We start from the raw sequence: 23,970 nt of genomic DNA, 5'->3' as shown, positions 1-23,970 counted from the left end.
AGAAAGCCAGCGTTTGCAGGCCGGCCTCACCTGAATATCGGCACATCTAACGGAGCATCGGCCACAGCGTCGCCGCCAAGAGCACGCCCATGGCGATGTTGAACCATTTCAGCCGCACCGGATCCGACAGGAAGCCGCGCAGCGCCGTGCCGAAGCCGGCCCATACCGAAACGCTGGGCAGGTTGACGATGGTGAAGGCGATCGAGATCAGCGCAACCGAGACGAACGGGTGATCGGCATTGGTGTAGACGGCCATCGCGGTGATCGCCATCACCCATGCCTTGGGATTGACCCACTGGAATGCGGCGGCGTCGATGAAGCGCATCGGCCGGCCCTGCGCCCCTTTTCCGTCGCTTATCGAGCGCGACATGGCGATCTTCCAGGCGAGGTAGAGCAGGTAGGCGGCGCCGGCGATCTTCAGCGCCGTATGCAGCGCCGGCACCGCCGTCAGCACCGCGCCGAGCCCGAAGCCGACGGCCAGCAACAGGACCAGGAAGCCGATGCTGATGCCCAGCATATGCGGAACCGTCCTGGCGATGCCGAAATTGACGCCGGAAGCGAGCAGCATGAGATTGTTCGGCCCCGGCGTGATCGAAGTCACGAAGGCATAGACCAACAGGGCAAGGAATGCGTCGAGCGACATGTTATCCTCCCGGATATGTCAGCCTTACTGTCCTTTTAGCAAATGCGCAAAAGCCAGAAACGGGCAACGGACTGGCACAGTTCCCCTGAAGAACTAGCCAGGGTTGCCGCCAGATCAACTAGGCGACTTGCATTCGCACATAGGATGGCAAACTCAAGTAGTTTGCAGTTTCGCAAGTAGATCGAGCAGACTGGCTTGCGTCGCCTCAAGCGGCTCGTTTGCTTTTGTCGCGTTTCGATAGGCTCGATGCATGATCAGCGGTGCTTCGTCATGATCGCTGGCATGGATCATGTGAAACATCACTTTTCCTGAGGATCCGCGTTCGTAGATAGGCCAGGGATGTGCGTGCTTGTAGCCGAACTCCTCTTTGAAGCGATCACAGAAGAGCAGAGCACGGCTCCATCCGTTCATTCCAACCAGAGATCGCCAGTCCGCGCGGCCCCACCACCTCTCAGGAACGTCAAGGTTCGCGGTAAAGCCGGCCAGGCCACGATCGAGCCATCCACTACCGAGGAAGTAGAATAGTTCAATTTTGTTACCAAGCGACTTGTGACCGGCAAGCGCCGCAAGCGTCGCCCAGTGACATTCAAAGGAATATTGATCGATCAGACAGAACGTTGCCTTTTTCGGCGTAATCCTTCCCGACGCAAGAACGTCAGCGACAGCGATGTTGAAGTCCTTGACCAAAACCTGAGTGTGCCGCTTTGGCTTTGTGACTGGTTGGTTAGCGACAAGCTCATAAAGGTATTTGGCCCTTTCCGGCTCAATTTCGCAGAAGAAGAAGTCTCGAAGGAATCGGGGCTCGGACTCAAGTACCAGCTTCGCTGCCCAGGACCCTTCAATTTCAGGTTGCTTTGGTGCAGCAAAGCCATCGATGTAGGCTCCGTGCTTGGTGATCAGCACAAAGTAGAAAAGGTACTTGGCAATTAACTTGGCTTTGTTCTCAGTCCAGACGGGTGTTTTAAGCGCCGGCAATTTCATCCCTGGCGCTGAAACATCAGGCAGATCCGAGAACAGATTGATCTGCTCCCCCATCCCGACATCGAACGGTGAAGCAGACGCCAAGTCAAGTGCTACGCTGCAATAACAGACTCATATCGAGGCGAGGGAAAATTCCTGACAATGCGGCCATCCAGTAGACCGCCTCCCTTGCCGTGTGGATCGCAAGCCTTGACGGCATCCATCGCTACACCGTCCTCATACACCATTGGGTGGTTTGAATAGGACCCCCACTGTTTGAAGAACGGCGCCACCCCTTTCGATTCGCAGTCGGCGATTATGTCTCTAGCCCATTGAGGATCCATTGGACGCGCACCGTGGCCGCTCTCGCCACCGGCTATGAGCCAGTCTGGCTGAATCGCGCTATCGCACAGCCGCAAAGGCCCTATTGCGGGCTCGTATGAGACGAATCTCACGACGCATTGTACTGCTTGGAGATGCTTCCACCGTTGATCGTATCGGGCCTGGTCTTCCGCAGTGAATCCCAGCCAGACATTGGAATAGCCTCTGCCCCAGTCCGCCGGCAACATCTTCCGTACGTTTTGTGGCCGCTTTGTCAGCAGAAGCCAGTCCAAAGATGGTGTGGCTTTGATAAGCGAGAATAGATCAAAGCGCCATTGCGGCTCCGCCTGATTATCGAATACATCAGCGAGAGACGCGCAAAACACACGCTGGCGACGGCCATTTCGAGCGGAGAACTCTGCCGCCTTCGCCTGCCAGATGGCTGGAGCCTTCCAATATTGATCAGTCGTTCTCTTGCGTGGGTTGTTGCCCCATTTCACGTGCCCTGATCGCTTAGACCATGCCTCGGCGTAGCAGTGATCACAGCCAGGACTGACATTGGTGCAGCCTGTCCATGGATTGAACGTATGGTCTGTCCACTCGATCTTCGAAAATTCAGCCATGCTCAGATTCTCCTAGCATAATTTGGAATCTTAAGCTTGTGCGTAGGTGGAAAAATGAACGCAGCACCGTCGCCAGTGGTCGTGGGGAAGGTCAAGCTGACATGACGTTGGCAGCTGATCGACCCGCCACCGAGCGATGTCTGCCGCGCTCACATTCCCTGCGGACCGCGGTTCATCGCGGCGACGCCGGTGCGGCAGATCTCGACCAGGCCGAGTGGCTTCATGATGGCGATGAACTGGTCGAGCTTGGAGCCCTTGCCGGTGATCTCGAAGATGAAATGCTCGGTGTTGGCGTCGATGACCGAGGCGCGGAAAGCATCCGCGAGCCTCAGCGCCTCGACCCGGGCGTCGCCGGTGCCGGCGACCTTCACCAACGCGAGCTCGCGTTCCAGCGGCCGCTCCTGCCCAAGCTCATGCGAGCGCACGGTCAGGTCGACCACCCGGTGCACCGGCACGATGCGCTCGAGCTGATGCTTGATCTGCTCCATCACATGCGGCGTGCCGCGCGTCACGATGGTGATGCGCGACAGATGCTTCTCATGCTCAGTCTCTGAAACGGTAAGGCTTTCGATGTTGTAGCCCCGACCGGAAAACAGGCCGATGACGCGGGCAAGCACGCCCGGCTCGTTGTCGACCAGCACGGAAAGCGTGTGCGTTTCCGGCTTTTCGGTTTCCTTGGCGATGAAATAGGCGGAGCCGGTCGGTTGAAGGTGCTGTGCGTTCATGACGTGAATCTCGATTTCAGACTTTTGAGCTAATTCTCTGTTTGCGCACGGCTTTCTTGCGACAGCCCCGCCTTGATGGCTGGTGTTATGGATGGAGCATGATGTTGCCCGAAAACCGCTTCTCACTTTTCGGCATCATGCTCTAAACCAATTCCCTGCCCTTGGCGTCGATGGCGTTGGCCACCGCCTCGTCGGTCGCCTCGTCGGGCAGCAGCATCTCGTTATGCGCCTTGCCCGACGGGATCATCGGGAAGCAGTTGGCCAAGGTCGCCACGCGGCAGTCGAACAGCACCGGCTTCTTCACCGTGATCATCTCGCGGATCGCGTCGTCGAGCTCGTCCGGCTTGTCGCAGCGAATGCCGTGGCCGCCATAGGCTTCCGCCAGCTTGACGAAATCCGGCATCGCCTCGGTGTAGGAATGCGACAGCCGGTTGCCGTGCAGCAGTTGCTGCCATTGGCGCACCATGCCCATATACTGGTTGTTGAGGATGAATATCTTGATCGGCGCCTCGTATTGCACCGCCGAGCTCATCTCCTGCATGGTCATCTGCACCGAAGCATCGCCGGCAATGTCGATGACCAGCGCGTCGGGATGCGCGATCTGCACGCCGAGCGCGGCCGGCAGGCCATAGCCCATGGTGCCGAGGCCGCCCGACGTCATCCAGCGATTCGGCTTGTCGAAATGATAGTGCTGCGCCGCCCACATCTGGTGCTGGCCGACCTCGGTGGTGATGTAGGTGTCCTTATCTTTGGTTAGTTCGTAGAGCCGCTGGATCGCGTATTGCGGCATGATGACGTCGTTGTTCATCTTGTAGGCGAGCGAATCCCGCGCCCGCCATTTCGCGATCTGCTCCCACCACGGATAAAGCGCCTTCTTGTCGACCTTGGCGGTCGCTCGCCATAGCCGCACCAGATCCTCCAGCACGCGGCCGACATCGCCGAGGATCCCGACATCGGCATGGACGTTCTTGTTGATCGAGGATGGATCGATGTCGATGTGGATCTTCTTCGAGTTCGGCGAGAACGCACTCAGCCGGCCGGTGATGCGGTCGTCGAAGCGCGCGCCGATGCAGACCATCACGTCGCAATCATGCATGGCCATATTGGCTTCGTAGGTACCGTGCATGCCGAGCATGCCGACCCAGTTCTTGCCGGAGGCCGGATAGGCGCCCAGCCCCATCAGCGTCGAGGTGATCGGGAAACCGGTGAGGTCGACCAGCTCGCGCAGCAGATGGCTGGCTTCGGGGCCAGAATTGATGACGCCGCCGCCCGAATAGATGATCGGTCTCTTCGCGCCCGCCATCAGCTCGACCGCGGCCTTCACCTTCTCCAGATCGCCCTGGACCTTCGGCTGGTAGCTGGTGCGCGGCGCCGTCTGCGGCGGCACGTAGATGCCCTTGGCGAACTGCACGTCCTTCGGAATATCGACCACGACCGGGCCGGGACGCCCCGTCGTCGCGACATGGAAGGCCTCATGGATAGTGGCGGCGAGCTGGTTGACGTCCTTCACCAGCCAGTTGTGCTTGGTGCAGGGCCGCGTGATGCCCACCGTGTCGCATTCCTGGAAGGCGTCGGAGCCGATCAGCGACGTCGGCACCTGGCCGGTCAGGCAGACCAGCGGGATCGAATCCATCAGCGCGTCCTGCAGCGGCGTCACCGCATTGGTGGCGCCGGGGCCGGACGTCACCAAAAGCACGCCGGCCTTGCCGGTCGAGCGGGCATAGCCTTCGGCCGCGTGGCCGGCGCCCTGCTCGTGCCGCACCAGGATGTGCTCGACCTCGTCCTGCTGGAAAATCTCGTCATAGATCGGAAGCACGGCGCCGCCCGGATAGCCGAACACATGCTTGACGCCGTTGTCCTTCAGCGCCTGCACCACCATTTCGGCGCCCGTCATTTCGCGCCGCTCGTTCTGTCCGTTGCTCATCGGTCTGGTCCCGTAATGTTCGCCGCCTGGCGATTTGCTGGTCGTTTAGTCGTGTTCAAGGCAATAAAAAAGGCCCCCGAGGGAGCCTGTGTGATGCGCATGGGAGGTTTTCGCCCGGCGGTTACACCGCCTTGCCCACGCGCCAGCCTACGAGAATGAGTGCCGTTTTCATGGGCGCGGACAATAAGGGCCAAAACGCGGGCTCGTCAATGGGGTCCAGCGCGAATTCACTCGCCTGTGAGAGACGGCGCCTGCGCGCAACCACCCCACAGCTACCTTAGTACAGTTGAGCGTCGCTCTCCGACGCACCACTATACGCTGGCAAAAGACGTGCGAGGAGGACGCATGGCTGGCGAGCACATACGCGAGATCGAGCAGGTCCTGTCCGGCGTGCGATCGTCTCGCGACGATGTCATAGTTCAATCCTGGCTGCGCTGCATCGATACCCATCGACTCGACCCGGCACGGCCGATCGAAGCCCATATCGTCCTAACAGATTGATTTCATTGCAATCGCCCATGAGCATCGCGGTTGGCAGGCTGCTTACTGCTCATGCCGGACTCTAGCAAAGTGGAGGAGAACAAATGCTTGAGAGAACACCCACCACCAAGGCGCAAGCGCTGCTCGACAAGTTCGGCAAGGCGCTGGAAGCCGGCGACATCGACAGCGCCGTCAACTGCTTCCAGGCCGATTGCTACTGGCGCGACCTCGTCACCTTCACTTGGAACCTGAAGACGATGGAGGGCCAGGACCAGATCCGCGACATGCTGCAAGCGACGCTGGCCAGCACTAGGCCGACGGCCTGGGCGGTGGCCAAGGGCGAGGAAGCGAGCGAAGACGGCGGCGTCACCACTGCCTGGATCACCTTCGAGACGAGCGTGGCGCGCGGCTTTGGGCTCGTGCGGTTCAAGGGCGACCTGATCTGGACCCTGCTCACCACCATGGCGGAGCTGAAAGGCCATGAGGAGAAGGCCGGCTTCACGCGTCCTCTCGGCGCCAAGCACGGCCACGGCAAGGGCCGCAAGACGTGGCGTGAGGAGCGCGACGACGAGATCGCCGAGCTCGGCCACACCAAGCAACCCTATGTCGTCATCATCGGTGGCGGCCAGGGCGGTATCGCGCTCGGCGCCCGGCTGAAACAGCTCGGCGTGCCGGCCATCATCGTCGAGAAGAACGAGCGTCCGGGCGACTCCTGGCGCAAGCGCTACAAGTCGCTCTGCCTGCACGACCCGGTCTGGTACGATCACCTGCCCTATATCGACTTCCCGAAGAACTGGCCGGTCTTCGCGCCCAAGGACAAGATCGGCGACTGGCTGGAAATGTACACCAAGGTGATGGAGCTGAACTATTGGTCTTCCACCACCGCCAAATCCGCCAAATACGACGAGAAGGCCAAGGAATGGACGATCGTCGTCGAGCGCGGCGGCAAGGAGATCGTGCTCAAGCCGAAGCAACTGGTGCTGGCGACCGGCATGTCGGGCAAGGCGAACTGGCCGAAATACAAAGGCCAGGACATCTTCAAGGGCGAGCAACAGCACTCCTCGACCCATCCCGGACCGGACAAATACCGCGGCAAGAAGGTGGTGGTCATCGGCTCCAACAACTCGGCCCACGACATCTGCGCGGCGCTGTGGGAAGGCGGCGCCGACGTGACCATGGTGCAGCGCTCGTCGACCCACATCGTCAAGTCGGACACGCTGATGGATATCGGGCTTGGCGCGCTCTACTCCGAGCAGGCGGTGGAGAACGGCATGACGACGGGCAAGGCCGACATGATCTTCGCTTCGTTGCCCTACCGCATCCTGCACGAGTTCCAGATCCCGCTTTACCGGCAGATGAAGGAACGCGACGCGAAATTCTACGACGACCTGGAAAGGGCCGGCTTCATGCTCGACTGGGGCGACGACGGCTCGGGCCTGTTCATGAAATATCTGCGCCGCGGCTCCGGCTACTATATCGATGTCGGCGCCTGCGACCTCGTCATCGACGGCTCGATCAAACTGAAGAGCGGACCGGGCGCCGCTGTGCAGGAACTCACCGAAACCGGTGTCAAGTTCGTCGACGGCACCGAATTGCCGGCTGACTTGGTGATCTATGCCACCGGGTACGGCTCTATGAACGGCTGGGCCGCCGACCTCATCTCGCAAGAGGTGGCGGACAAGGTCGGCAAGGTCTGGGGCCTCGGCTCCGCCACCACCAAGGATCCGGGTCCCTGGGAGGGCGAGCAGCGCAACATGTGGAAGCCGACGCAGCAGGAAGCGTTGTGGTTCCACGGCGGCAACCTGCACCAGTCGCGCCATTATTCGCAGTATCTGTCGCTGCAGCTCAAAGCCAGGCAGGTCGGCTTGCCGACGCCCGTCTACGGGCTGCAGGAGGTCCATCACAAGAGCTGACGCACGGCGCTCTCGCGGATGGTAGAAGCCCGACCGGCCGGGCTTCTGCCATCTATGCTGCCTTTTCAGCCGCGAACTTCTTCACCACTCGCTCCAGCAAGGGCACGTAGTCGCGAAAGGCCCGCGTCTTCATGTCGGCGATTTTGCCGCCTTCGTCCCAGATGCGCACGCGCACCGCTTCGTCGTGGAAGGGATTGCTGCGGAACTCAGCCACCTCCTCCGCGCTCATCGGCCCGCCCTGGAGCGACAGCGTATGCACCGAAGCCGGCGACAGCTTGCCGAAATAGGTCGGATCGGTGGCGCAGAGATAGCGCTTGGCCGAGACATGCAGCCTGACGCATTCGACGATGAGCGGCGGGAAGAACGGCGCCAGCACCTCACCGCCCGCCTCGTCATGGTGCTTGTCCTCGACGTCGTCGGGCGAATAGGTGCCGAACTCGCTGGTGTAGTGGCCGATGTCGTGCAGCAGCGCCGCCGCTACAAGCTCCTCCGGCGCGCCGTCCTGCTCGGCCAGCCACGCGCCCTGCAGCATATGCTCCGACATGGTGACCGGCTCGCCGAGATAGGATTCGGCGCCGCGGCGCTCGAAAATATCGGCGATGAACTCGACGATATTTCCGGCGTTCAATTCGTTCGGATTCATTCCGCCGCCTCCCTTAAACCATGCTCGATCGCCGCAAGCGTCGACAGCAGGCCGTCCTTGTCGGCGTAGCAGCCCTGCAGCCAGCGCTTGCCGCTGCCGGAAAACGCCTTGCGCGCATGCATGACGCGGGTGTTGTCGACGATGAAGGATTGCCCCGCCTCGAGCTTGAACGTCACCTCGAAGGCAGGATCCTCGATCAGCTCGGCAAACCGGCGGTAGGCCGCATAGTATTTGTCCATCGCGGCGAAGGGCACGTCGACCGCCGGCGCCAGCGAGCGGTTGTTGAAGCGGATGCAGATGAGCTCCCCATCGGGCCCGAGCTCGATCATCGGCCGCTTGGACTGCAGCCGCACGCCCGACGAGCCGGCATATTCGAAACGCGCTGGATAGGAAGAGAGCAGCCGGAAGCCATCCGGATTTTCCGACTGAAGTGCGGCAGCCACCGCGAACCCGTCGATGACGCTGGACTCGCCGCCTTCGACCGTGTTCTCGATGCAGGCGAGGATCTGCAGCGTCGGCACCGGATCGCGATAGGGATTGTCGGTATGCGCCTGCAGGCCGAGATTGGTGTAGGCCAGATTGTTCGGATTGACCTCGGCGCGCACCTCGAACCAGCGCCCGTAATTGGTCTCCCTGATGTAGCCGAACAGGTCGGCCACCTTGCACAGCGCGCCGGATTCGGCAGGCAGGCCGTCCATCACGGCAAAGCCGAAGCTGCGGACCGCGGCCAGCCAATGCCGCAGCACATCGCTGTCGCGGCTGGCCTCCGTATAGGTCGCGCGCGGCACGGAATTCTGCATTGTGGCTTTCGTCCAGCGCTCTATGTCGCCTCCCGTCCAGCCGGGTTCGCGCGCCTGCTGGCGATCATAGGCATGAGAGCGGAGCCAGCTTGAGGGAAAGCTGACGGCCTTGCCTTCAGGAGCGAATGTGACCTCCAGCGCTCCGCCCTTGATCTCAGCCGCGCCGATCCGCGTCTCGGCCGGAATGTCGAGGATGGTGATCAGCCGCTGTCCGTTGCCGGCGCTGCGCGTCTTGTCGTCCAGCGCGTTGTCGCGCAGCCATATGGCATGGAAGCGGCTGCGCGCTCCGTCCTTCCAGCCAAGCTCGATGGTTCGTCCCTCGTCGCCCAGCGTCACTGTCGTCAACATGCCCAAAAGCTCCCATCCTAGATCCGCGGCTGCGGGTACGGATTGCATGGTGGCTTCATCAAAGGCATAATTCAAATTATCGTTTTTCGGGTGATGGCGCTAAATTTCTGATGGCTGGAAGAACTTTCGATGCGATACCTCCGCTCGACTGGCTGCGCAGTTTCGAGGCGGCCGCCCGCCTGTCGAACTTCACTGCCGCGGCCGCCGAGCTCGGACTCACGCAAGCCGCCGTCAGCCAGCACATCCGTTTTCTGGAGGAGCGGCTCAAAACGCGATTGTTCGCGCGTCTGGCGCGCGGCGTGGCTCTGTCGCCGGAAGGTGCGGCCTATCTCCCGCACATCCAGTCGGCATTCGCGACCATCGGCAACAGCACGAACGAGCTGTTCGAGCCGCGTGCCGTGCAGATCGTCAGCATCCGCGTCCCCATCTCTTTCGCGATGCTGGTGCTGGTCCCGACTCTTCCGGACCTGGCAAAGGTGCTGCCGCAGATCCGGCTCGATCTGGTGACCATCCATCGGCCGACCGACTACGACCAGCCGGGCTCGGCGCTGGACATACGTTTCGGCAACGGATCCTTTCCCGGGCGCGAGGCCGACCGGCTGACCGTCGAGCGGCTTGTCCCGGTCGCGGCTCCGCCGCTCGCCCAAGGTGGCGAGTGGACGTTGTTGCCGCTTCTCCTGGTGGCGGGCGCGCGCGAGATGTGGGCGGAATGGTTCGCAGCCGCGGGAGTTTCCGGCCATCCCGGGCGCTCGCACCGCTTCGACAGTTTCGTCGCCGCCATGGAAGCCGCGAAGGTCGGCGCCGGGGCGCTGCTCGGCTCGCGGCCACTGATCGACGCGGCCCTCAAGGACAAGGTTCTCGTCAGGCTTTCGGATTTCGAGCTTTCGAGCCCGTCGGGCCATTTCCTGACGAGACCCTCATCGTCGCGGCTCTCCGGCGCCGAGCAGGATTTTCGCCGCTGGCTTCTGTCGCACATTGCCGGAAGTTCAGGATAGCGTGTCGGCCGCTGCCCCGATCCGTTTCCAATAGATGAGGGTGCCGGTGAGCCCGCCGTGTGGCTTGAGCGCGAAATCGGGGATCTCACCGGCCAAGGTGAAACCAAGTTTCTCATAAAGCCCGGCCGCGCCCTCTTCGCTGGCCGTGTCCAGCACCAGCAGCGTACGGCCTTTCTCGACGGCCAGTTTCTCCGCTGCCCGCATCAGGGCGGTCGCGATGCCTTTGCCGCGATGGTCGCGGCCGGTCATCAGCTTGGCGATCTCGGCGCGGTGCGGTTGGTTGGGCGGGAAGTCGAGCAACAACGTGACGGTGCCGGCAAGCACCTCGCCCTGCCATAGGCCCAGCACCGCCCTTTCTCCGCGCGCCGCCGCGGCAAGCGACTTGCGCCAGAATTCCCGCGCGGCCTCCGCCGACAAGGGATGCATGAAGCTCACCGATCCGCCGGCGGCGACCGTCGCGATCAGCAGATCGGTGAGCATCGCGATGGTCGCCGCGTCGTCGCTCAGCGCCCGGATTTCAAGGGAGTTCATGCTGGTGCTCTCCAGGTGATGATATGTCGTTGACGAGGTCATTCGAAATGGCTGATGCGTTTCCGCCGTCGCGCCCGCCTGATTTCGGCGATACGGTCGGCGTCGTCCGCGCCGAGATGGCGGCCACGCTCCAGGATCTCGAGCGTATATTCCTCGTAGGTCAGACCGAGCCGTTCGGCTCTCTCCAGCCGCATCAGCATGACGGTGTGGCTTGGCGCCTTCCAAGCCTTGTCGTGGGCGGCGCGCCAGGCGAGGAAAATGTAGGCATCGCCCTTGCCCCAGGGCGGGCCGTCATAGTCGTCGAGCGGCGGCCCGCCATTGTGCGAGCGTTTTGGCCGGCGAGACATCGGAGTCAGTCCCTGACCAGCGCCACGAGATACTCCGCCGCACCCGGTCCGGGAGCATGAAAGACGCAATCCGAGGGCGCGCCCAGCGCCAAGCAGTCGCCAGGCTCGAGCCGGTGCACCACATCGCCCTCGGTGAAATCCAGCCTTCCGTCGATCAGCCATATCTGCTGTTTGATGAAGGCGTAGGACGCCGCCGGCAAACTGACCCTGGCACCTGCCGGAAGGCTGACCCTGACCAGTTCCAACGGCATCTGCGATGCCGGCGATAGATGACGCCTGATGTACCCGGTTGCCGGATCCTGCCAGATCGGCTGCTCGTCCCGGCGCGAAATGCCGCCGCCTTGCATCTCGGCCCGCGCGATCAGCGTCGACAGCGTCATGCCGAAGGCCGCCGCGATGCGCACCAGAAGCGCCGCGGTCGGACTGGTCGTACCGCGTTCGATGGCGCTCAGCATCGCCTTCGAAACGTCCGAGCGCTCGGCCAATTCGGCAAGCGACCAGCCCCTCAGCGTTCTTTCGGAGCGTATCCGCCTGCCGATCGTGGCGGTAATACCATTCGATATATCATCCATTCGTCCAATATATCGGATTTTCTCGGCCTGGAAAGAGGCCAGTCGATCGAATTGTCACGGTGGGCTTAACGCTGCCTACACCATCCGACCTCACCTGACTTTAACCCCGATTGGGTAGGGTCGAGGCTCCAGGGGAATGGGATCAGGTCAGCCATGTTTGTCGAACGCGAAGCCTCCGTTGGCGAACCGACTTCGCAGGAGCGCCGCAACATCCAGCAGAACGACAAGCGGATTCTGGGCAATGTCGTGCAATGCGACGGCGCGCGCGCCACCATCAGTGCCCATGCCGACGACACCGAAGGCGCGATCAGCGGCCTTTGGACGGTCGGTAAGATGATCTCCATCAATCTCGGTTCGACACGAACGGTCGGCCTTGTCTATGCCATCGGCAAATCGGATCGCGCCTGGAACCACGAAGGGCAGAATCCGATCGAAGTCAGCGTCGAACTGGTCGGCGAGGTTCGCGACGGCGTCGAGCCCGGCGCCAAGCCGGTGTTCGACCGTGGCATCACCACCTACCCGCATATCGGCGCCATTGCTCACCGTATCCGAACCCGCGACCTGCAGGCGGTCTACGATCTGGCCGGGCGCCATTCGGTGACCATCGGTAACCTGTCGCAGGATGAATCGATCGATGCCAACATCGCCATCGACGACACGCTGGCGCGTCATTTCGCCATCGTCGGCACCACCGGTGTCGGCAAGTCGACAGCTGTCTCGCTGCTGTTGCGCAAGACGATCGAAGCGCGTCCGGATCTGCGCGTGCTCATCCTCGACCCGCATAACGAGTTCGCCGCCTCGCTGCCGGAATATTGCGTGAAGGTCGATTCCAAGACGCTCGACCTGCCGTTCTGGATGTTCAGGCTGGAGGAGTTCGCCGAAGTGCTGTTTCGCGGCCGCGAGACGGTGCCCGAGGAAGTGGATGTCCTGCGCGACCTGATCCCCGCCGCCAAGAACCTTTACCGCAACCCGAATTCCGGCACCTATGTCAGGCGCGGCAGCGACGCGCTGACGGCGGACACGCCGGTGCCCTACCGCGTCGCTGATCTCATCAAGCAGATCGACGAGCGCATGGGCATGCTCGAAAGCAAGAACGACCGCCCGACCTTGAAGTCGCTGAAAACGCGCATCGAATCGGCGGCAGCCGATCCGCGCTACCGCTTCATGTTCAATTCGCGGCTGATCGAGGACACCATCCACGAAACGATCGGCAATATTTTCCGCGTCCCCAACCATGGTCGACCGGTCACCTGCTTCGAGATGGCGGGCATGCCTTCGGAAGTCGTCAATTCGGTCTGCTCGGTGCTGGCACGCCTGGCCTTCGACCTGGCGCTGTGGAGCGAGGGCCGGCTGAAGCTGCTGCTGCTTTGCGAGGAAGCCCATCGCTACATGCCGGCCGATCCGCGTCTCGGCTTCGCGCCGACAAGGCACGCGCTGTCGCGCATCGCCAAGGAAGGCCGCAAATATGGCTGCTATCTCGGCGTCGTCACCCAGCGCCCGGGCGAGCTCGACCCGACCATCCTGTCGCAATGCTCGACCTTCTTCGCCATGCGGCTTGCCAACGAGCAGGACCAGGCCATCATCCGCTCGGCAATCGCCGATTCCTCGGCCTCGACCCTGGCGTTCCTCTCCTCGATGGGGCAGCGCGAAGCCATCGCCTTCGGCGAAGGCGTGGCGACCACCATGCGGCTGAAGTTCGAGAAGCTGCCGCAGGAGTTCATCCCGGGCACCGCTAAGGGCGAGAAGATCGAGTCTTCCGTGGATGGCAACGACGTCGATCTCGCCATGATCGTCGAGCGGCTGCGCAACGTGCCGAAGCCGCAGCAGGCCATGGCCTTCGCTGAGGCTGTGGATTCCTCCCGCCAGGCCGGCGACCCGGACTACAAGAAGCCGGCCACCGCCGCGCGCGTGCAGCCGGACGACGACTTCGACACGCGCTACGGCCTGAAGCCCTCGACCTTCGGCATGCGCCAGCTCAACGATTGAACGACCAACTTCGCAAGCACAGCCAGATTCCGAACAGGAATTCATCAGGCCGGATCGAATGACGTGGCCTTCGAGAAGCCGGAGCGGAGCGGACATGTAGTCCGTGAGCACCGGAAGTCGAGAAAGGCGCGTCAGTTGACCGGCCTCATGAATTCATGTCGGAATTTTAGGCGCAGACGCGGTTGCGGCCCTGCTTCTTCGCCTCATAGAGCTGGCGGTCGGCGCGGCGGTAGAAATCCTCCGCGCTCTCCTTGTGGTCCCAGACGGCGAGGCCGACGCTGGTGGTGACCTTCAGCCGCACATTGCCCGACATGATCGACATGTTGGCGACCGCCTTGCGGATGCGCTCGGCGAACCTGGCGAGCAATTCGACATCCATGTTGGGGGTGACGACGGCAAACTCCTCACCGCCCAGCCGCGCCACCACATCGTGATAGCGCGTCATGCCCCGCAGGCAGGTGGCGACGGCCCTCAGCACCTCGTCGCCGACGTCATGGCCATGCGTATCGTTGACCTGCTTGAAATGGTCGAGATCGAGGATCATCAGCCCGACCGGCCTGTCGATGCGGCGAAACTCGTGGAGATATTCGCGCAGCGCATCATCGAAATAGCGGCGGTTCTGCATTCCGGTCAGACTGTCGGTGAGCGCCGCCTGCTCGAGCGTCTGCGAGCGGGCACTTAGCGAAACCGTCATGGCCCTGAGCTTGCCCTCTTCCCGCACCTGGCCGCGGATCAGCGGGTAGATGAAGAAGGTGCCGAAGAACAGCGCGGTTGCCAGCAGCGCCCCGGTGACGAACAGAAGTTTGTTGAGATAGACGATTCTGTCGACGCGCGATGCGGCATCGAGGTCGGCGGCGATGTCCTGCAACTGGCCATAGGCATGGAAGGTCACCAGGCCCGCGGCCAGGATCACAAAAATAAAGACGAAAAATGCGGATTCCGCCTTGTGGAAACGCATCAACTCCCCGCGGCACTGTAGCCCCAAAGGTTATGGCATGGCCGACCTTACGGACCGTTAATCCGAACAACCTTGGCGAGAATTGGAGCCGGCGATTTTAAGGCGCTGATTGAAAAAGCTTTTAGTCAGTCCTGAACAGCCGGTTCGTCGCCCGGCCGCAGCCTGCGCCACTCCCCGCCCAGCTGATGCCTGAACCATGTCGACTGGCGCTTGGCATATTGCCGGGTCGCGATCTTGGCGCGCTCAATGGCTTCGGGAAAATCCGATTGTCCGGCCATCGCCGCCTGCAGCTCCCGCACGCCGATCGCTTTCATAGCCGGCAGGTCCGGGTCGAGGCCGAGCGCGGTGAGTCGACGCACTTCGTCGAGAGCGCCCTTGTCGAGCATCTGGTCGAAGCGCGCGTCGATGCGCCGAACCAGTTGCTCGCGGTCCGGCTCGATGACCAGGAAGCGCGCGCTGTCGCGATCGATCAGCGGCCGGCCGCGCACCGCCTGCCATTCGAGGATCGAGCGCCCGGAAGCGTCGAGCACTTCGAGCGCCCGCACGATACGCTGGCCGTCGGTCGGCCTGAGTTGCATGGCCATAGCCGAATCCTCGTGCATCAGCAGGCGATGCAGCCTTTCGGCGCCTTGTTCCTTGAGTTCGTAGCGCCAGCGCTCGCGGACTGACGCCGGAATGTCCGGCATATCCGAGATACCTTCGGCCAGCGCGCGGAAATAAAGCCCGGTGCCGCCGACGAAAACGACCGGACGGCCAGACAGCACGCCGTCGTCGATCAGCTTTGTCACGTCGCGCAGCCAGGCGCCGGTGGAATAGGCGGTGGCGGGATGGACATGGCCGTAAAGGAAATGCGGAACGCGTGCCATTTCGGCGGCGCTCGGCCGCGCCGTCAGGACGTCGAGCACCGAATAGCCCTGCATGGAATCGGTGTTGACGATGACCCCGCCATTGCGTTCGGCGAGATCGAGCGCCAGCGCCGACTTGCCGCTGGCTGTCGGCCCGGCTATCAGGATCGCGTTCTTGATGCGGCCTTCGCCCGCCTGCCTGCCGGAATCTTCGATGCCGCTGATCGCCACTTTAGTGTCCCGTCCAGAAGCCCGCGCCGTGCCGGCCTCGCTTGCGAATATGGCCTTGCGGGCCGCCGGCGCAAGCGCCGTTCATTGGCTGGCCGAGGACGTCGCCTGCGATCTCGTTTTGCCGCAGACGCCGGATATCGGCGAAATGACCGCCAATCTGCGCGCGGCGCTGGCTTCCGAGCCGGTCGACGTCATCGTCCAACCGGCCGAAGGCAGGCGCAAGAAGATCCTGCTCGCCGATATGGATTCGACCATGATCGACCAGGAATGCATCGACGAGCTTGCCGACGAGATCGGCGTCAAGGAGCATGTGGCGGCGATCACCGCGCGCTCGATGAATGGCGAGATCGCCTTCGAGCCCGCCTTGCGCGAGCGCGTCGCCTTGCTGAAAGGCCTCGACACAGCCGTGGTCGACCGCATCATCGCCAACCGGCTGACGCTCGCCTCCGGCGGCCGCGCCTTGGTGCAAACGATGCGCGCCCATGGCGCCTGGACGGCGCTGGTCTCCGGCGGCTTCGACGTCTTCACCAGCCGCATCGCCGATATGCTGGGCTTCCAGGAAAACCGCGCCAACCGCCTGATCGAGAAAGACGGCACGTTCACCGGCATGGTGGCCGAGCCGATCCTCGGCCGCGCCGCCAAGGCCGAAGCGCTGCTCGACATCGCGAAGAGGCTCGGACTGACCACCGAGGACGCGATTGCGGTTGGGGACGGCGCCAACGACCTCGATATGATCCGTCTTGCCGGCACTGGCATCGCGCTTCACGCCAAGCCGACGGTGGCCGAGCAGGCCCGCATCCGCATCGATCACGGCGATCTGACCGCGCTGCTCTATCTCCAGGGCTATCGCCGGGATGAGTTTTCAGAATGAAGCCGATCCGCACCGAGCGCCTGATCCTGCGCAACTGGGAAGAGCGCGACCGCGCGCTTTTCCACCGCATCAACTCCGACGAGCGCGTGATGGAATTCTTCCCGTTCCGCCGCGACCGTGCGACCGCCGACGCCATGATGGACGAATTCCGCGGCTGGATCGAGGAGGATGGCTACGGCTTCGCCGCCGCCGAGATCGCGGCCACCGGCGAATGCATCGGCTTTGTCGGTCTCCTGGATACGGATGATGTGCCATCGTTACCGGACGGCACGATCGAGATCGGCTGGCGGCTGGCGCCGGAATTCTGGGGCAAGGGCTATGTCACCGAAGCGGCTGAAGCCTGGCTCGCCTATGGCTTCGAAACGCTGAGGCTGGAGGCGATCGTCTCCTTCGCCGTCGCCAAAAACTATCGCTCCATCGCGGTGATGAAGCGCCTCGGCATGCGAGCCGATCCTGGTGCCGATTTCGACCACCCCGCCGTGCCGGACACCCACCCACATCTCAAGCGGCATGTCCTCTACAGGCTGTCGCGCCAGGATTGGCAGGCACGAAAAAGGGCGGCTCGCTAGCCGCCCCATTCATTGAAACATCAATCGGTTACCGGACGTTCCGGACTCAATCCATCCGGATCGTTACGAAGCGCAGCTCGCCGGTCTTCGACGCCAGCATCAAGAGCGCGTTCTTGCGGCCCTGCTCCTTCAATGCGCCGATCCGGTCCATGACGTCTTTCGGCGTGCCGACCGATTCCTGCGCGATCTCGGTGATCACCTCGCCGGGCTGGATGCCGCGCTCGGCCGCCGCCGAATTCTTGGCGACGTCGGTGATGACCACGCCGGACACATCGGCCGCGATGCCGAACTTCTGCCGTGTCTGGTCGTTGAGCTCGCCGACCGTCATGCCGAGCACCGAGGCCGTCGACACCGGAGGCGTCGCCTTGTCGCCCTTGTCCTGGTCGGTGTTGCCGTTCTCGCCGCTGGCCAGCTTCTCGCCGTCCTCCAGCCGTCCGAGCGTCACCTTGACGGTCTGCTCGACGCCCTTGCGCACGATGACGACGTCGACCGCCTTGCCGACCGGGCTTTCGGCGACGACACGCGGCAGGTCGCGCATTTCATGGATATCCTTGCCGTCGAACTTGATGATGACGTCGCCGGCCTGCACCGAACCGTTGTCGACCGGCCCGCCCTTGATGACGCCGGCCACCAGCGCGCCCTTGGCGGTCGCCATGCCAAGGCTTTCGGCGATGTCCGCCGTCACCGGCTGGATGCGCACGCCAAGCCAGCCGCGCCGCGTCTCGCCATACTGGCGAAGCTGGTCGACGACGCCGGCGGCAAGCTGCGAAGGGATGGAAAAACCGATGCCGATAGAGCCGCCCGACGGCGAGATGATTGCCGTGTTGATGCCGATGACCTCGCCCTCAGCGTTGAACAGCGGGCCGCCGGAATTGCCGCGGTTGATGGCGGCGTCGGTCTGGATGAAATCGTCATAGGGGCCGGAATTGATGTCGCGGTTGCGCGCCGAGACGATGCCGACCGTCACCGTGCCGCCCAGGCCGAACGGATTGCCGATCGCCATCACCCAGTCGCCGACGCGCATCTTGGTGGAATCGCCGAACTTCACCGCCGTCAGCTTGTGACCCTTGGGGTCGACCTTCAGCACCGCGACATCGGTCTTGGTGTCGGTGCCGACGAGCGTCGCCTTCAGCGTGATGCCGTCGGAGAAATTGACTTCGATATCGTCGGCATCGGCGATGACGTGGTTGTTGGTCACCACGATACCCTGCTCGGCGTCGACGACGAAGCCGGAGCCGAGCGACTGCACCTTCTGCGCGCCACCCCCCTTGTCGCCGCCGCGGTTCTTGAAGAAATCGTCGAAGAAGTCCTGGAACGGCGAGCCCTCGGGCAGCTGCGGCATCGGCACCGCGCCCGGCCCTTCCGTGCCTTTCACCGTCTGCGAGGTCGAGATGTTGACCACCGCGCCAAGCAGGCGCTCGGCGAGATCGGCGACCGAGGGCGGCCCGTCGGAGGCGATCGTCGGTGTGACGAAGGACGGGACGGCAACAATGCCGACCGCGAATGCGGTGGCGCCGGCGAAGACCATGCGCCGCGCCGCGCGCAACAGGGTGTCGGATATCATCGTGGCCTCCCGGTGTGTCTGAAAAGGACAGGCGTTTTCCGCAAAGACGCCCTGTCCGGTTCATGTTGGCAAGAAATACGGCACGTTTGCGGCTATGCCAGTCTTCTCAGGATAAATCGTCCGTCGCCGCGGCACCAATGAATTTCATCAGCCGCGAACCAGCCACACAATGGCTACGCCAACCGCGATTGCCGCCAATCCTCCGAACCGCAGCGCGTTCTCGGGCATCGACTGCATTTCGCTCGCCAGTTTCCGGGCAAGGCCCGGAAACCCGCCATAGACCAAGCCCTCTATCACCAGGACCAGCCCGATCGCCGCGACAAAGTCCTGCACCGCCGCTACTGGGCGGTGCTGGGTTGCGCGGCCGGTGCGGCAGGCGTCGCGGGCGCGGCCGGCTGCCCGGGCTGAGGCTTGCTGCCCGGATCGCGGAAGTAGCGGAAGAACTCGGATTCGGGCGAGAGCACCATCGTCGTTCCGGTGTTGTCCAACGCCGTGCCGTAGGCATTCATCGAGCGATAGAAATCGAAGAAGGCCGGGTCGCGCTTATAGGCGTCCGCGAAGGTCGCGCTGCGTTGCGCCTCGCCCTCGCCGCGCAGGATCTCCGATTCCTTCTGCGCCTCGGCGACGATCTCGACGACCTCGCGGTCGGCCCTTGCCCTGATGCGCTGTGCGGCCTCGTTGCCGCGCGCCCTCAGACGCTCGGCTTCCGCCAGGCGCTCGGCCTTCATGCGGTCATAGGTCTGCTGCGAGACCTCCGCCGTCAGGTCGGTCCGGCGGATGCGCACATCCTCGATGTCGAGGCCGAGCGAGGTCGCATCGGGGCGAAGCTGATCGCGCACCTCGCGCATCATCACGCCGCGTTCCTCCGAAAGCGCGGCCTCGAAGTCGCGCAGGCCGTAGACACGGCGAAGCGCCGCATCGAGACGTGTCCGCAGCCGTGCCTCGGCCAATTCAACCTGACCGGACACCGCCGCGCGGAACGTGCGCGGATCCGAGATGCGATAGGCGATGAAGGCGTCGACCTCGTAGAACTTGCCGCCCGAGACCTGGACGCGGATGTTGTCGAGATCGAAGCGCATCACCCGCTTCTCGACCATCTGCACGCTGTCTGCATCGAAGAAGGCGAACGGCGCCTTGAAGTAGATGCCGGGCTCGTTCTTGACGTCGATGATCTCGCCGAACCTGAGCACGATCGCCTGCTGGCCGGCATTGACCACGAACACCGCGGAGTAGAGCAGGAACAGAAGGACAGCCGCGATGACGGCGATGATGGGAAGACGGTTGGCCATCACTGGTTGCCTCCCGTCGTGACGCCGCTCAGCGGGGCCGGCGCCGGCTGCGCTTTCGGCTGCAAAGCCGGCAGCGGCAGGTAAGGCAGCACGCCCTGACCGTTCCCCTGCTCGACGACGACCTTGTTGGAGTCCTTCAGGATCTTCTCCATGGTTTCGAGGTAGAGGCGCTTGCGCGTGACGTCGGGCGCCTTGGCATATTCGTTGTAGACGGAGATGAAGCGCTGCGCCTCGCCTTCCGCCTCTTGCACCACGCGGTTCTTGTAGGCGGCGGCGTCCTCGCGGACCTGAGCCGCCTGGCCGCGCGCCTGGCCGAGCTTCTGGTTGGAATACTGGTTGGCCTGCTCGACGAACTTGTCCTCGTCCTGCTCGGCGCGCTGCACCTCGTCGAACGCGTCGGCCACCTCGCGCGGGGGCGCTGCGTCCTCGATCGAGACCGCGTTGACCTGGAGACCGGTCTCGTAGCCGTCGAGCGTGCCCTGGATGATCTCGCGCACCCCGGTTGCGATACCCTGGCGGTCGTCGCGGAAGATGTCCTGCGCCGGCCGCCGGCCGACGACTTCGCGCATGGCGCTCTCGGCGACCTGGGTCAGCATGCCGTCAGGATCTGAAACATCGAACAGATAGGCTTTGGGATCGGAGACCTGGTAGGCGACCGAGAACTGCACGTTGACGATGTTCTGGTCGCCGGAGAGCATCAGCCCGGAGCCGCTGCTCGACCCGCCGCCGATGCTGACGAGCTGCTCGGAGATCTTGGCGGTCTCGACCGTTTCGATCGGCCACCAGTGGAAATGCAGGCCCGGCTGCGAAAGCTCGGACTTCGGCTGGCCGAAGCGCAGTTCGACCGCAACCTCGTCGGGCTGCACGGTGTAGATCGCCTTGAAGGCCCACAGCACGATGAGCGCCACCGCGATCAGCCCGAGCACGGCCGGGCTCGCGCCGCCGCCGCCCGGAAGCGCGCGTCGCAGCCTGTCCTGGCCGCGGCGGATGATGTCCTCAAGATCGGGGGGCGAACCCTGCGGGCCGCTTGGCCCTTTCGGTCCCTGCCCCCAGGGCCCCTGATTGCCGCCGCCGCCCCATGGGCCGCCGCCACCGCTCTTGTCGTTCCAGGGCATGAATGTCCTTTCGCTTCGGTTCCCTCAGGCCTTGCGGCGCAATCCTAGCGCATGACCACGAAAACCCATATCGGTTTTCGAAAAGGAATCATGCCCCAAAATCAAAGTATTACGGCGGCCTGTTGCGCGTCCGGTTGGACGCGCGCCGCTGCAACACCGTTCTTCTATAGGGACGCCTTGACCCGCTTTCAACGCGATGTGCCATCGTCCCCGTGCGATTTGGACGGGTAGCGACCCTTTGTCGTCGTCAACGATCGTCGCGCCGGCGCTCGTAAACGGTGTAACGCGTGGCGTGGCTGTCTTTCTCGCCGGCAGGAAAATCCTCGGCGCTGACGACCTGCCAGATGCTTGGATCGATCGGCGGGAAATGCGCATCGCCATCGACGCTAGCCAGCACATGGGTCACATGCAGCCGGTCGGCAAGCGGTAAGGCCTGGGCATAGATCTCGCCGCCACCGACCACGCAGATCTCCTCCGCTCCCGCCATGCAGCGGCCGCGCACCTTGGCGAGCGCGATCGCGTCATCCAGCGAATGGGCCACCTCGATGCCCTCGGCGCGCCAGGCCTTGTCGCGCGTCACGACGATATTGAGCCGGCCGGGCAGCGGCCGGCCGATGCCTTCATAGGTCTTGCGGCCCATGATGATCGGCTTGCCCATCGTGTCGGCCTTGAAGCGCTTGAGATCGGTGGAAAGCCGCCACGGCAGGCCGCCTTCGCGGCCGATCACGCCGTTTTCGGCGATGGCGACATAGATCGCGATATCCATCAGCCGCCGTTCCCGCCATTGTCCGACGGCTCAAGCAGAAGGATGTCGATATCGTGCTCGGGATAAAAATCCTTCGCGGTGACCTCGAACGTCGTCGGCCCGACCTTTTTGACATTGTCGCCGCAAAAGGAGACGAGGTTTTTTGGGCTGCCCTTGTCGATAGTGAGCTTGAAATTGCCAATCGTCCCGGCCGCCCAGTTGCCGCCGGTGGTCAGGATATAGGCGATGCGGCTCTCGTAATATTTCGGATAACCGTCCGGATTTGCCTTGGCCGCCTTGCGCACCGCGTTCTCGAACGTCTGATCCATGCAATAGCGGGTCTTGTAGGCCGCATACTGGCCCTGGAACTGCCCATCATAGAAAAAGCTGACCGAGGAGGTGCCCCCGACGCTGGGCTTGTAGCGGTGCGAGACATGAACCTCCTTGTTGGCTGGGAAGGTCGAGCGCCACCAGTAGGTCGAGCGCAGCTGCCAGAACGGCGCAAAGGTGGTTTGCATGCCCGAGCCGTCATCGGCGGTATCTTCGATGATGATGCCGCGATCTTCCCAGTCCTTGGCGACATCCTTGGGCAGCTTCGCCAGCGCCGCCTTGGCGGCGCCGCCGAATGGATAGAGCGGCACGTTCTGCGCCTTGAGGTCAGCGGTGATGTCGATGCCGAGCGCCAGCGCCTTTTGCTCCAGCTGCGGCTTCGCATCGACGCCGTCGATCGTCACCTCGAAGCCGAGGAAATTATCGCTCTGAGCCTCCGGGATTGCCGGCATCTCGTTCGGATCGCCCTCGATGTCGGGCATCGGGAACGCGACTATGGAGCTGACATCCTTGTCGGTGTTGTTGCGGAAGACATAGTCGACCGTCACCTTCTCCGGCGAGATGAAAAGATTCTCGCTCTGCATGGCGACGGCGTCGCTGCGCGACAGGATCAGCCCGCCTGTGCCGAGCTCGGCGACGGAATCATTGGCGAAGGCCGGAGCGGCCGTTATTACCAGCGCTGCGGTCAGTACGGTGCGTAACATGGACCCCCTCCTCTGTGCCGCGATACCCGGATCAGCCGGATGCGCTCTTCCATCTACCCGTTTCAAGATAGCGTTTCAAAGCCCTTCGTCACCGGATACGGGTACTTCTGGACACCGCGTCGCCGATCGGGCAGGAGATCGCCATGCGCAAGCTTCTCGTCATCGGCATCGGCGCCGGCAATCCCGACCACATGACGGTCCAGGCCATCGACGGCCTGAACCGCGCCGACGCGCTGTTCATTCCCGACAAGGGAGCGAAGAAGAACGATCTTGCCGATCTGCGCCGGCAGATCTGCGACCGCTTCGTCACCAATCCGAAATCGCGCCGGGTCGAGTTCGATGTGCCGGTTCGGGCCGAACCGACATCGTCCTATCGTGTGACAGTCGACGACTGGCACGAAGCGATCGCCGAGATCTATGAGGCTCTGATCCGCGACGAGCTTGCCGAAGATGGCTGCGGCGCGTTCCTGATCTGGGGCGATCCGTCGCTCTATGACAGCGCGCTGCGCATCCTCGAGCGCGTGCGCCTGAGAGGCAATGTCGGTTTCGAGCTCGAGGTCATCCCCGGCATCACCGCGATCCAGGCGCTGGCCGCCGCCCACGCGACCGCGCTCAACCGCATCGGCGATTCGATCCTGGTGACGACCGGTCGCCGGTTAACCGAAGAAGGACTGCCAGCCAATGCCGGCTCCACCGTCGTCATGCTCGACGGCAAATGCGCCTTCAACACGCTTGCCGACAAGGACGTCCTTATCCAGTGGGGCGCCTATCTCGGCACGCCCGACGAGATCGTCATCTCCGGACGCCTGGGCGACGTCGGTGCCGAAATCGAAAGGGTTCGTGAAGACGCCAGACGAAAGAAGGGCTGGATCATGGACATTTATCTGCTGAGAAAATCAGGGGAGTAAGGGAGTAGGGGAGTAGGGGAGTAGGGGAGT

25 protein-coding genes are annotated in these 23,970 nt (G+C 63.0%); 7 read left to right on the top strand and 18 right to left on the bottom strand.

Annotated elements, in window-relative coordinates:
• Positions 1 to 46: 46 nt before the first annotated feature.
• From LB525_RS16620 to LB525_RS16600, 5 genes are all read right to left on the bottom strand, one after another.
• Positions 47 to 643 (bottom strand): LysE family translocator, encoded by a 597-nt coding sequence (locus LB525_RS16620; protein WP_224545426.1) that lies wholly within the window; start codon positions 641 to 643, stop codon positions 47 to 49.
• 153 nt (positions 644 to 796) lie between these two features.
• Positions 797 to 1,678 carry a three-Cys-motif partner protein TcmP gene (gene tcmP, locus LB525_RS16615; RefSeq protein WP_224545425.1) on the bottom strand — a complete coding sequence of 294 codons (882 nt, stop codon included), beginning with the start codon at positions 1,676 to 1,678 and terminating at the stop codon, positions 797 to 799.
• Positions 1,679 to 1,716: 38 nt separating this feature from the next.
• Positions 1,717 to 2,547: a phage Gp37/Gp68 family protein gene (locus LB525_RS16610; protein ID WP_224545424.1), complete on the bottom strand. Its 831-nt coding sequence runs from the start codon at positions 2,545 to 2,547 to the stop codon at positions 1,717 to 1,719.
• 149 nt (positions 2,548 to 2,696) lie between these two features.
• On the bottom strand, positions 2,697 to 3,272 hold the full coding sequence (gene ilvN / locus LB525_RS16605; protein WP_027169049.1) for an acetolactate synthase small subunit: 576 nt from the start codon (positions 3,270 to 3,272) through the stop codon (positions 2,697 to 2,699).
• A gap of 142 nt (positions 3,273 to 3,414) precedes the next feature.
• Positions 3,415 to 5,196, bottom strand: coding sequence for an acetolactate synthase 3 large subunit (locus LB525_RS16600; protein ID WP_140839856.1), 1,782 nt, complete (start codon positions 5,194 to 5,196; stop codon positions 3,415 to 3,417).
• Between the two features lie 345 nt (positions 5,197 to 5,541).
• On the opposite strand from LB525_RS16600, the gene LB525_RS16595 reads away from it, so the two are divergent.
• Entirely contained in the window at positions 5,542 to 5,697 is a 156-nt protein-coding gene (locus LB525_RS16595) for a hypothetical protein (RefSeq protein ID WP_224545423.1), read from the top strand.
• 83 nt (positions 5,698 to 5,780) lie between these two features.
• Complete coding sequence (locus LB525_RS16590) at positions 5,781 to 7,589, top strand: NAD(P)/FAD-dependent oxidoreductase (protein ID WP_224545422.1); 1,809 nt, start codon at positions 5,781 to 5,783, stop codon at positions 7,587 to 7,589.
• 52 nt (positions 7,590 to 7,641) lie between these two features.
• Here the strand turns inward: LB525_RS16590 and LB525_RS16585 are convergent, their stop codons facing one another.
• Complete coding sequence (locus LB525_RS16585) at positions 7,642 to 8,232, bottom strand: HD domain-containing protein (protein ID WP_224545421.1); 591 nt, start codon at positions 8,230 to 8,232, stop codon at positions 7,642 to 7,644.
• Positions 8,229 to 9,380 carry a gamma-butyrobetaine dioxygenase gene (locus tag LB525_RS16580; protein ID WP_224545420.1) on the bottom strand — a complete coding sequence of 384 codons (1,152 nt, stop codon included), beginning with the start codon at positions 9,378 to 9,380 and terminating at the stop codon, positions 8,229 to 8,231. Before LB525_RS16580 ends, LB525_RS16585 begins: the two co-directional genes overlap by 4 nt.
• 110 nt (positions 9,381 to 9,490) lie before the next feature.
• On the opposite strand from LB525_RS16580, the gene LB525_RS16575 reads away from it, so the two are divergent.
• Positions 9,491 to 10,375, top strand: coding sequence for a LysR family transcriptional regulator (locus LB525_RS16575; protein ID WP_224545419.1), 885 nt, complete (start codon positions 9,491 to 9,493; stop codon positions 10,373 to 10,375).
• On the opposite strand, the gene LB525_RS16570 is transcribed toward LB525_RS16575, so the two are convergent.
• The 3 genes from LB525_RS16570 to LB525_RS16560 are packed head-to-tail and all read right to left on the bottom strand — an operon-like array spanning position 10,367 to position 11,825.
• Positions 10,367 to 10,906, bottom strand: coding sequence for a GNAT family N-acetyltransferase (locus LB525_RS16570; RefSeq protein ID WP_224545418.1), 540 nt, complete (start codon positions 10,904 to 10,906; stop codon positions 10,367 to 10,369). The two genes, LB525_RS16575 and LB525_RS16570, sit on opposite strands and share 9 nt — an antisense overlap.
• Positions 10,907 to 10,944: 38 nt before the next feature.
• Positions 10,945 to 11,253, bottom strand: coding sequence for a hypothetical protein (locus LB525_RS16565; RefSeq protein ID WP_224545417.1), 309 nt, complete (start codon positions 11,251 to 11,253; stop codon positions 10,945 to 10,947).
• Positions 11,254 to 11,258: 5 nt separating this feature from the next.
• Positions 11,259 to 11,825: a helix-turn-helix domain-containing protein gene (locus LB525_RS16560; RefSeq protein WP_224545416.1), complete on the bottom strand. Its 567-nt coding sequence runs from the start codon at positions 11,823 to 11,825 to the stop codon at positions 11,259 to 11,261.
• Between the two features lie 153 nt (positions 11,826 to 11,978).
• Here LB525_RS16560 and LB525_RS16555 point away from each other — a divergent pair, with 153 nt between their 5' ends.
• Positions 11,979 to 13,811, top strand: coding sequence for an ATP-binding protein (locus LB525_RS16555; protein ID WP_224545415.1), 1,833 nt, complete (start codon positions 11,979 to 11,981; stop codon positions 13,809 to 13,811).
• Between the two features lie 166 nt (positions 13,812 to 13,977).
• Here LB525_RS16555 and LB525_RS16550 read toward each other — a convergent pair whose 3' ends face one another.
• Positions 13,978 to 14,769, bottom strand: coding sequence for a GGDEF domain-containing protein (locus LB525_RS16550; RefSeq protein WP_140839836.1), 792 nt, complete (start codon positions 14,767 to 14,769; stop codon positions 13,978 to 13,980).
• A 125-nt stretch (positions 14,770 to 14,894) separates the two neighbouring features.
• Positions 14,895 to 15,839, bottom strand: coding sequence for a tRNA (adenosine(37)-N6)-dimethylallyltransferase MiaA (gene miaA / locus LB525_RS16545; protein ID WP_224545533.1), 945 nt, complete (start codon positions 15,837 to 15,839; stop codon positions 14,895 to 14,897).
• On the opposite strand from miaA, the gene serB reads away from it, so the two are divergent.
• On the top strand, positions 15,829 to 16,716 hold the full coding sequence (gene serB / locus LB525_RS16540; protein WP_224545414.1) for a phosphoserine phosphatase SerB: 888 nt from the start codon (positions 15,829 to 15,831) through the stop codon (positions 16,714 to 16,716). The genes miaA and serB overlap by 11 nt on opposite strands.
• Positions 16,713 to 17,285 carry a GNAT family N-acetyltransferase gene (locus LB525_RS16535; protein WP_224545413.1) on the top strand — a complete coding sequence of 191 codons (573 nt, stop codon included), beginning with the start codon at positions 16,713 to 16,715 and terminating at the stop codon, positions 17,283 to 17,285. The genes serB and LB525_RS16535 overlap by 4 nt, the downstream gene beginning before the upstream one ends.
• 46 nt (positions 17,286 to 17,331) lie before the next feature.
• On the opposite strand, the gene LB525_RS16530 is transcribed toward LB525_RS16535, so the two are convergent.
• The 6 genes from LB525_RS16530 to LB525_RS16505 form a co-directional block, all read right to left on the bottom strand.
• A complete protein-coding gene (locus LB525_RS16530) occupies positions 17,332 to 18,849 on the bottom strand; it encodes a DegQ family serine endoprotease (RefSeq protein ID WP_224545412.1) in 1,518 nt (505 codons plus the stop codon).
• 147 nt (positions 18,850 to 18,996) lie between these two features.
• Positions 18,997 to 19,182: a DUF2065 domain-containing protein gene (locus LB525_RS16525; protein WP_095764777.1), complete on the bottom strand. Its 186-nt coding sequence runs from the start codon at positions 19,180 to 19,182 to the stop codon at positions 18,997 to 18,999.
• Positions 19,183 to 19,187: 5 nt separating this feature from the next.
• Entirely contained in the window at positions 19,188 to 20,138 is a 951-nt protein-coding gene (hflC, locus tag LB525_RS16520; protein WP_224545411.1) for a protease modulator HflC, read from the bottom strand.
• Positions 20,138 to 21,253: an FtsH protease activity modulator HflK gene (hflK, locus tag LB525_RS16515; RefSeq protein WP_224545410.1), complete on the bottom strand. Its 1,116-nt coding sequence runs from the start codon at positions 21,251 to 21,253 to the stop codon at positions 20,138 to 20,140. Before hflK ends, hflC begins: the two co-directional genes overlap by 1 nt.
• Before the next feature lie 247 nt (positions 21,254 to 21,500).
• Positions 21,501 to 22,019, bottom strand: a complete 519-nt coding sequence (locus LB525_RS16510; protein WP_224545409.1) for a dihydrofolate reductase — start codon at positions 22,017 to 22,019, stop codon at positions 21,501 to 21,503.
• Complete coding sequence (locus tag LB525_RS16505; protein WP_224545408.1) at positions 22,019 to 23,032, bottom strand: DUF4424 domain-containing protein; 1,014 nt, start codon at positions 23,030 to 23,032, stop codon at positions 22,019 to 22,021. The genes LB525_RS16510 and LB525_RS16505 overlap by 1 nt, the downstream gene beginning before the upstream one ends.
• 143 nt (positions 23,033 to 23,175) lie before the next feature.
• On the opposite strand from LB525_RS16505, the gene cobF reads away from it, so the two are divergent.
• Entirely contained in the window at positions 23,176 to 23,940 is a 765-nt protein-coding gene (gene cobF / locus LB525_RS16500) for a precorrin-6A synthase (deacetylating) (protein WP_095764772.1), read from the top strand.
• Positions 23,941 to 23,970: the final 30 nt, after the last annotated feature.

The organism is Mesorhizobium sp. CA16, assembly GCF_020165175.1.
Lineage (GTDB): Bacteria > Pseudomonadota > Alphaproteobacteria > Rhizobiales > Rhizobiaceae > Mesorhizobium.
This window is presented reverse-complemented; position numbering and strand designations above follow the sequence as displayed.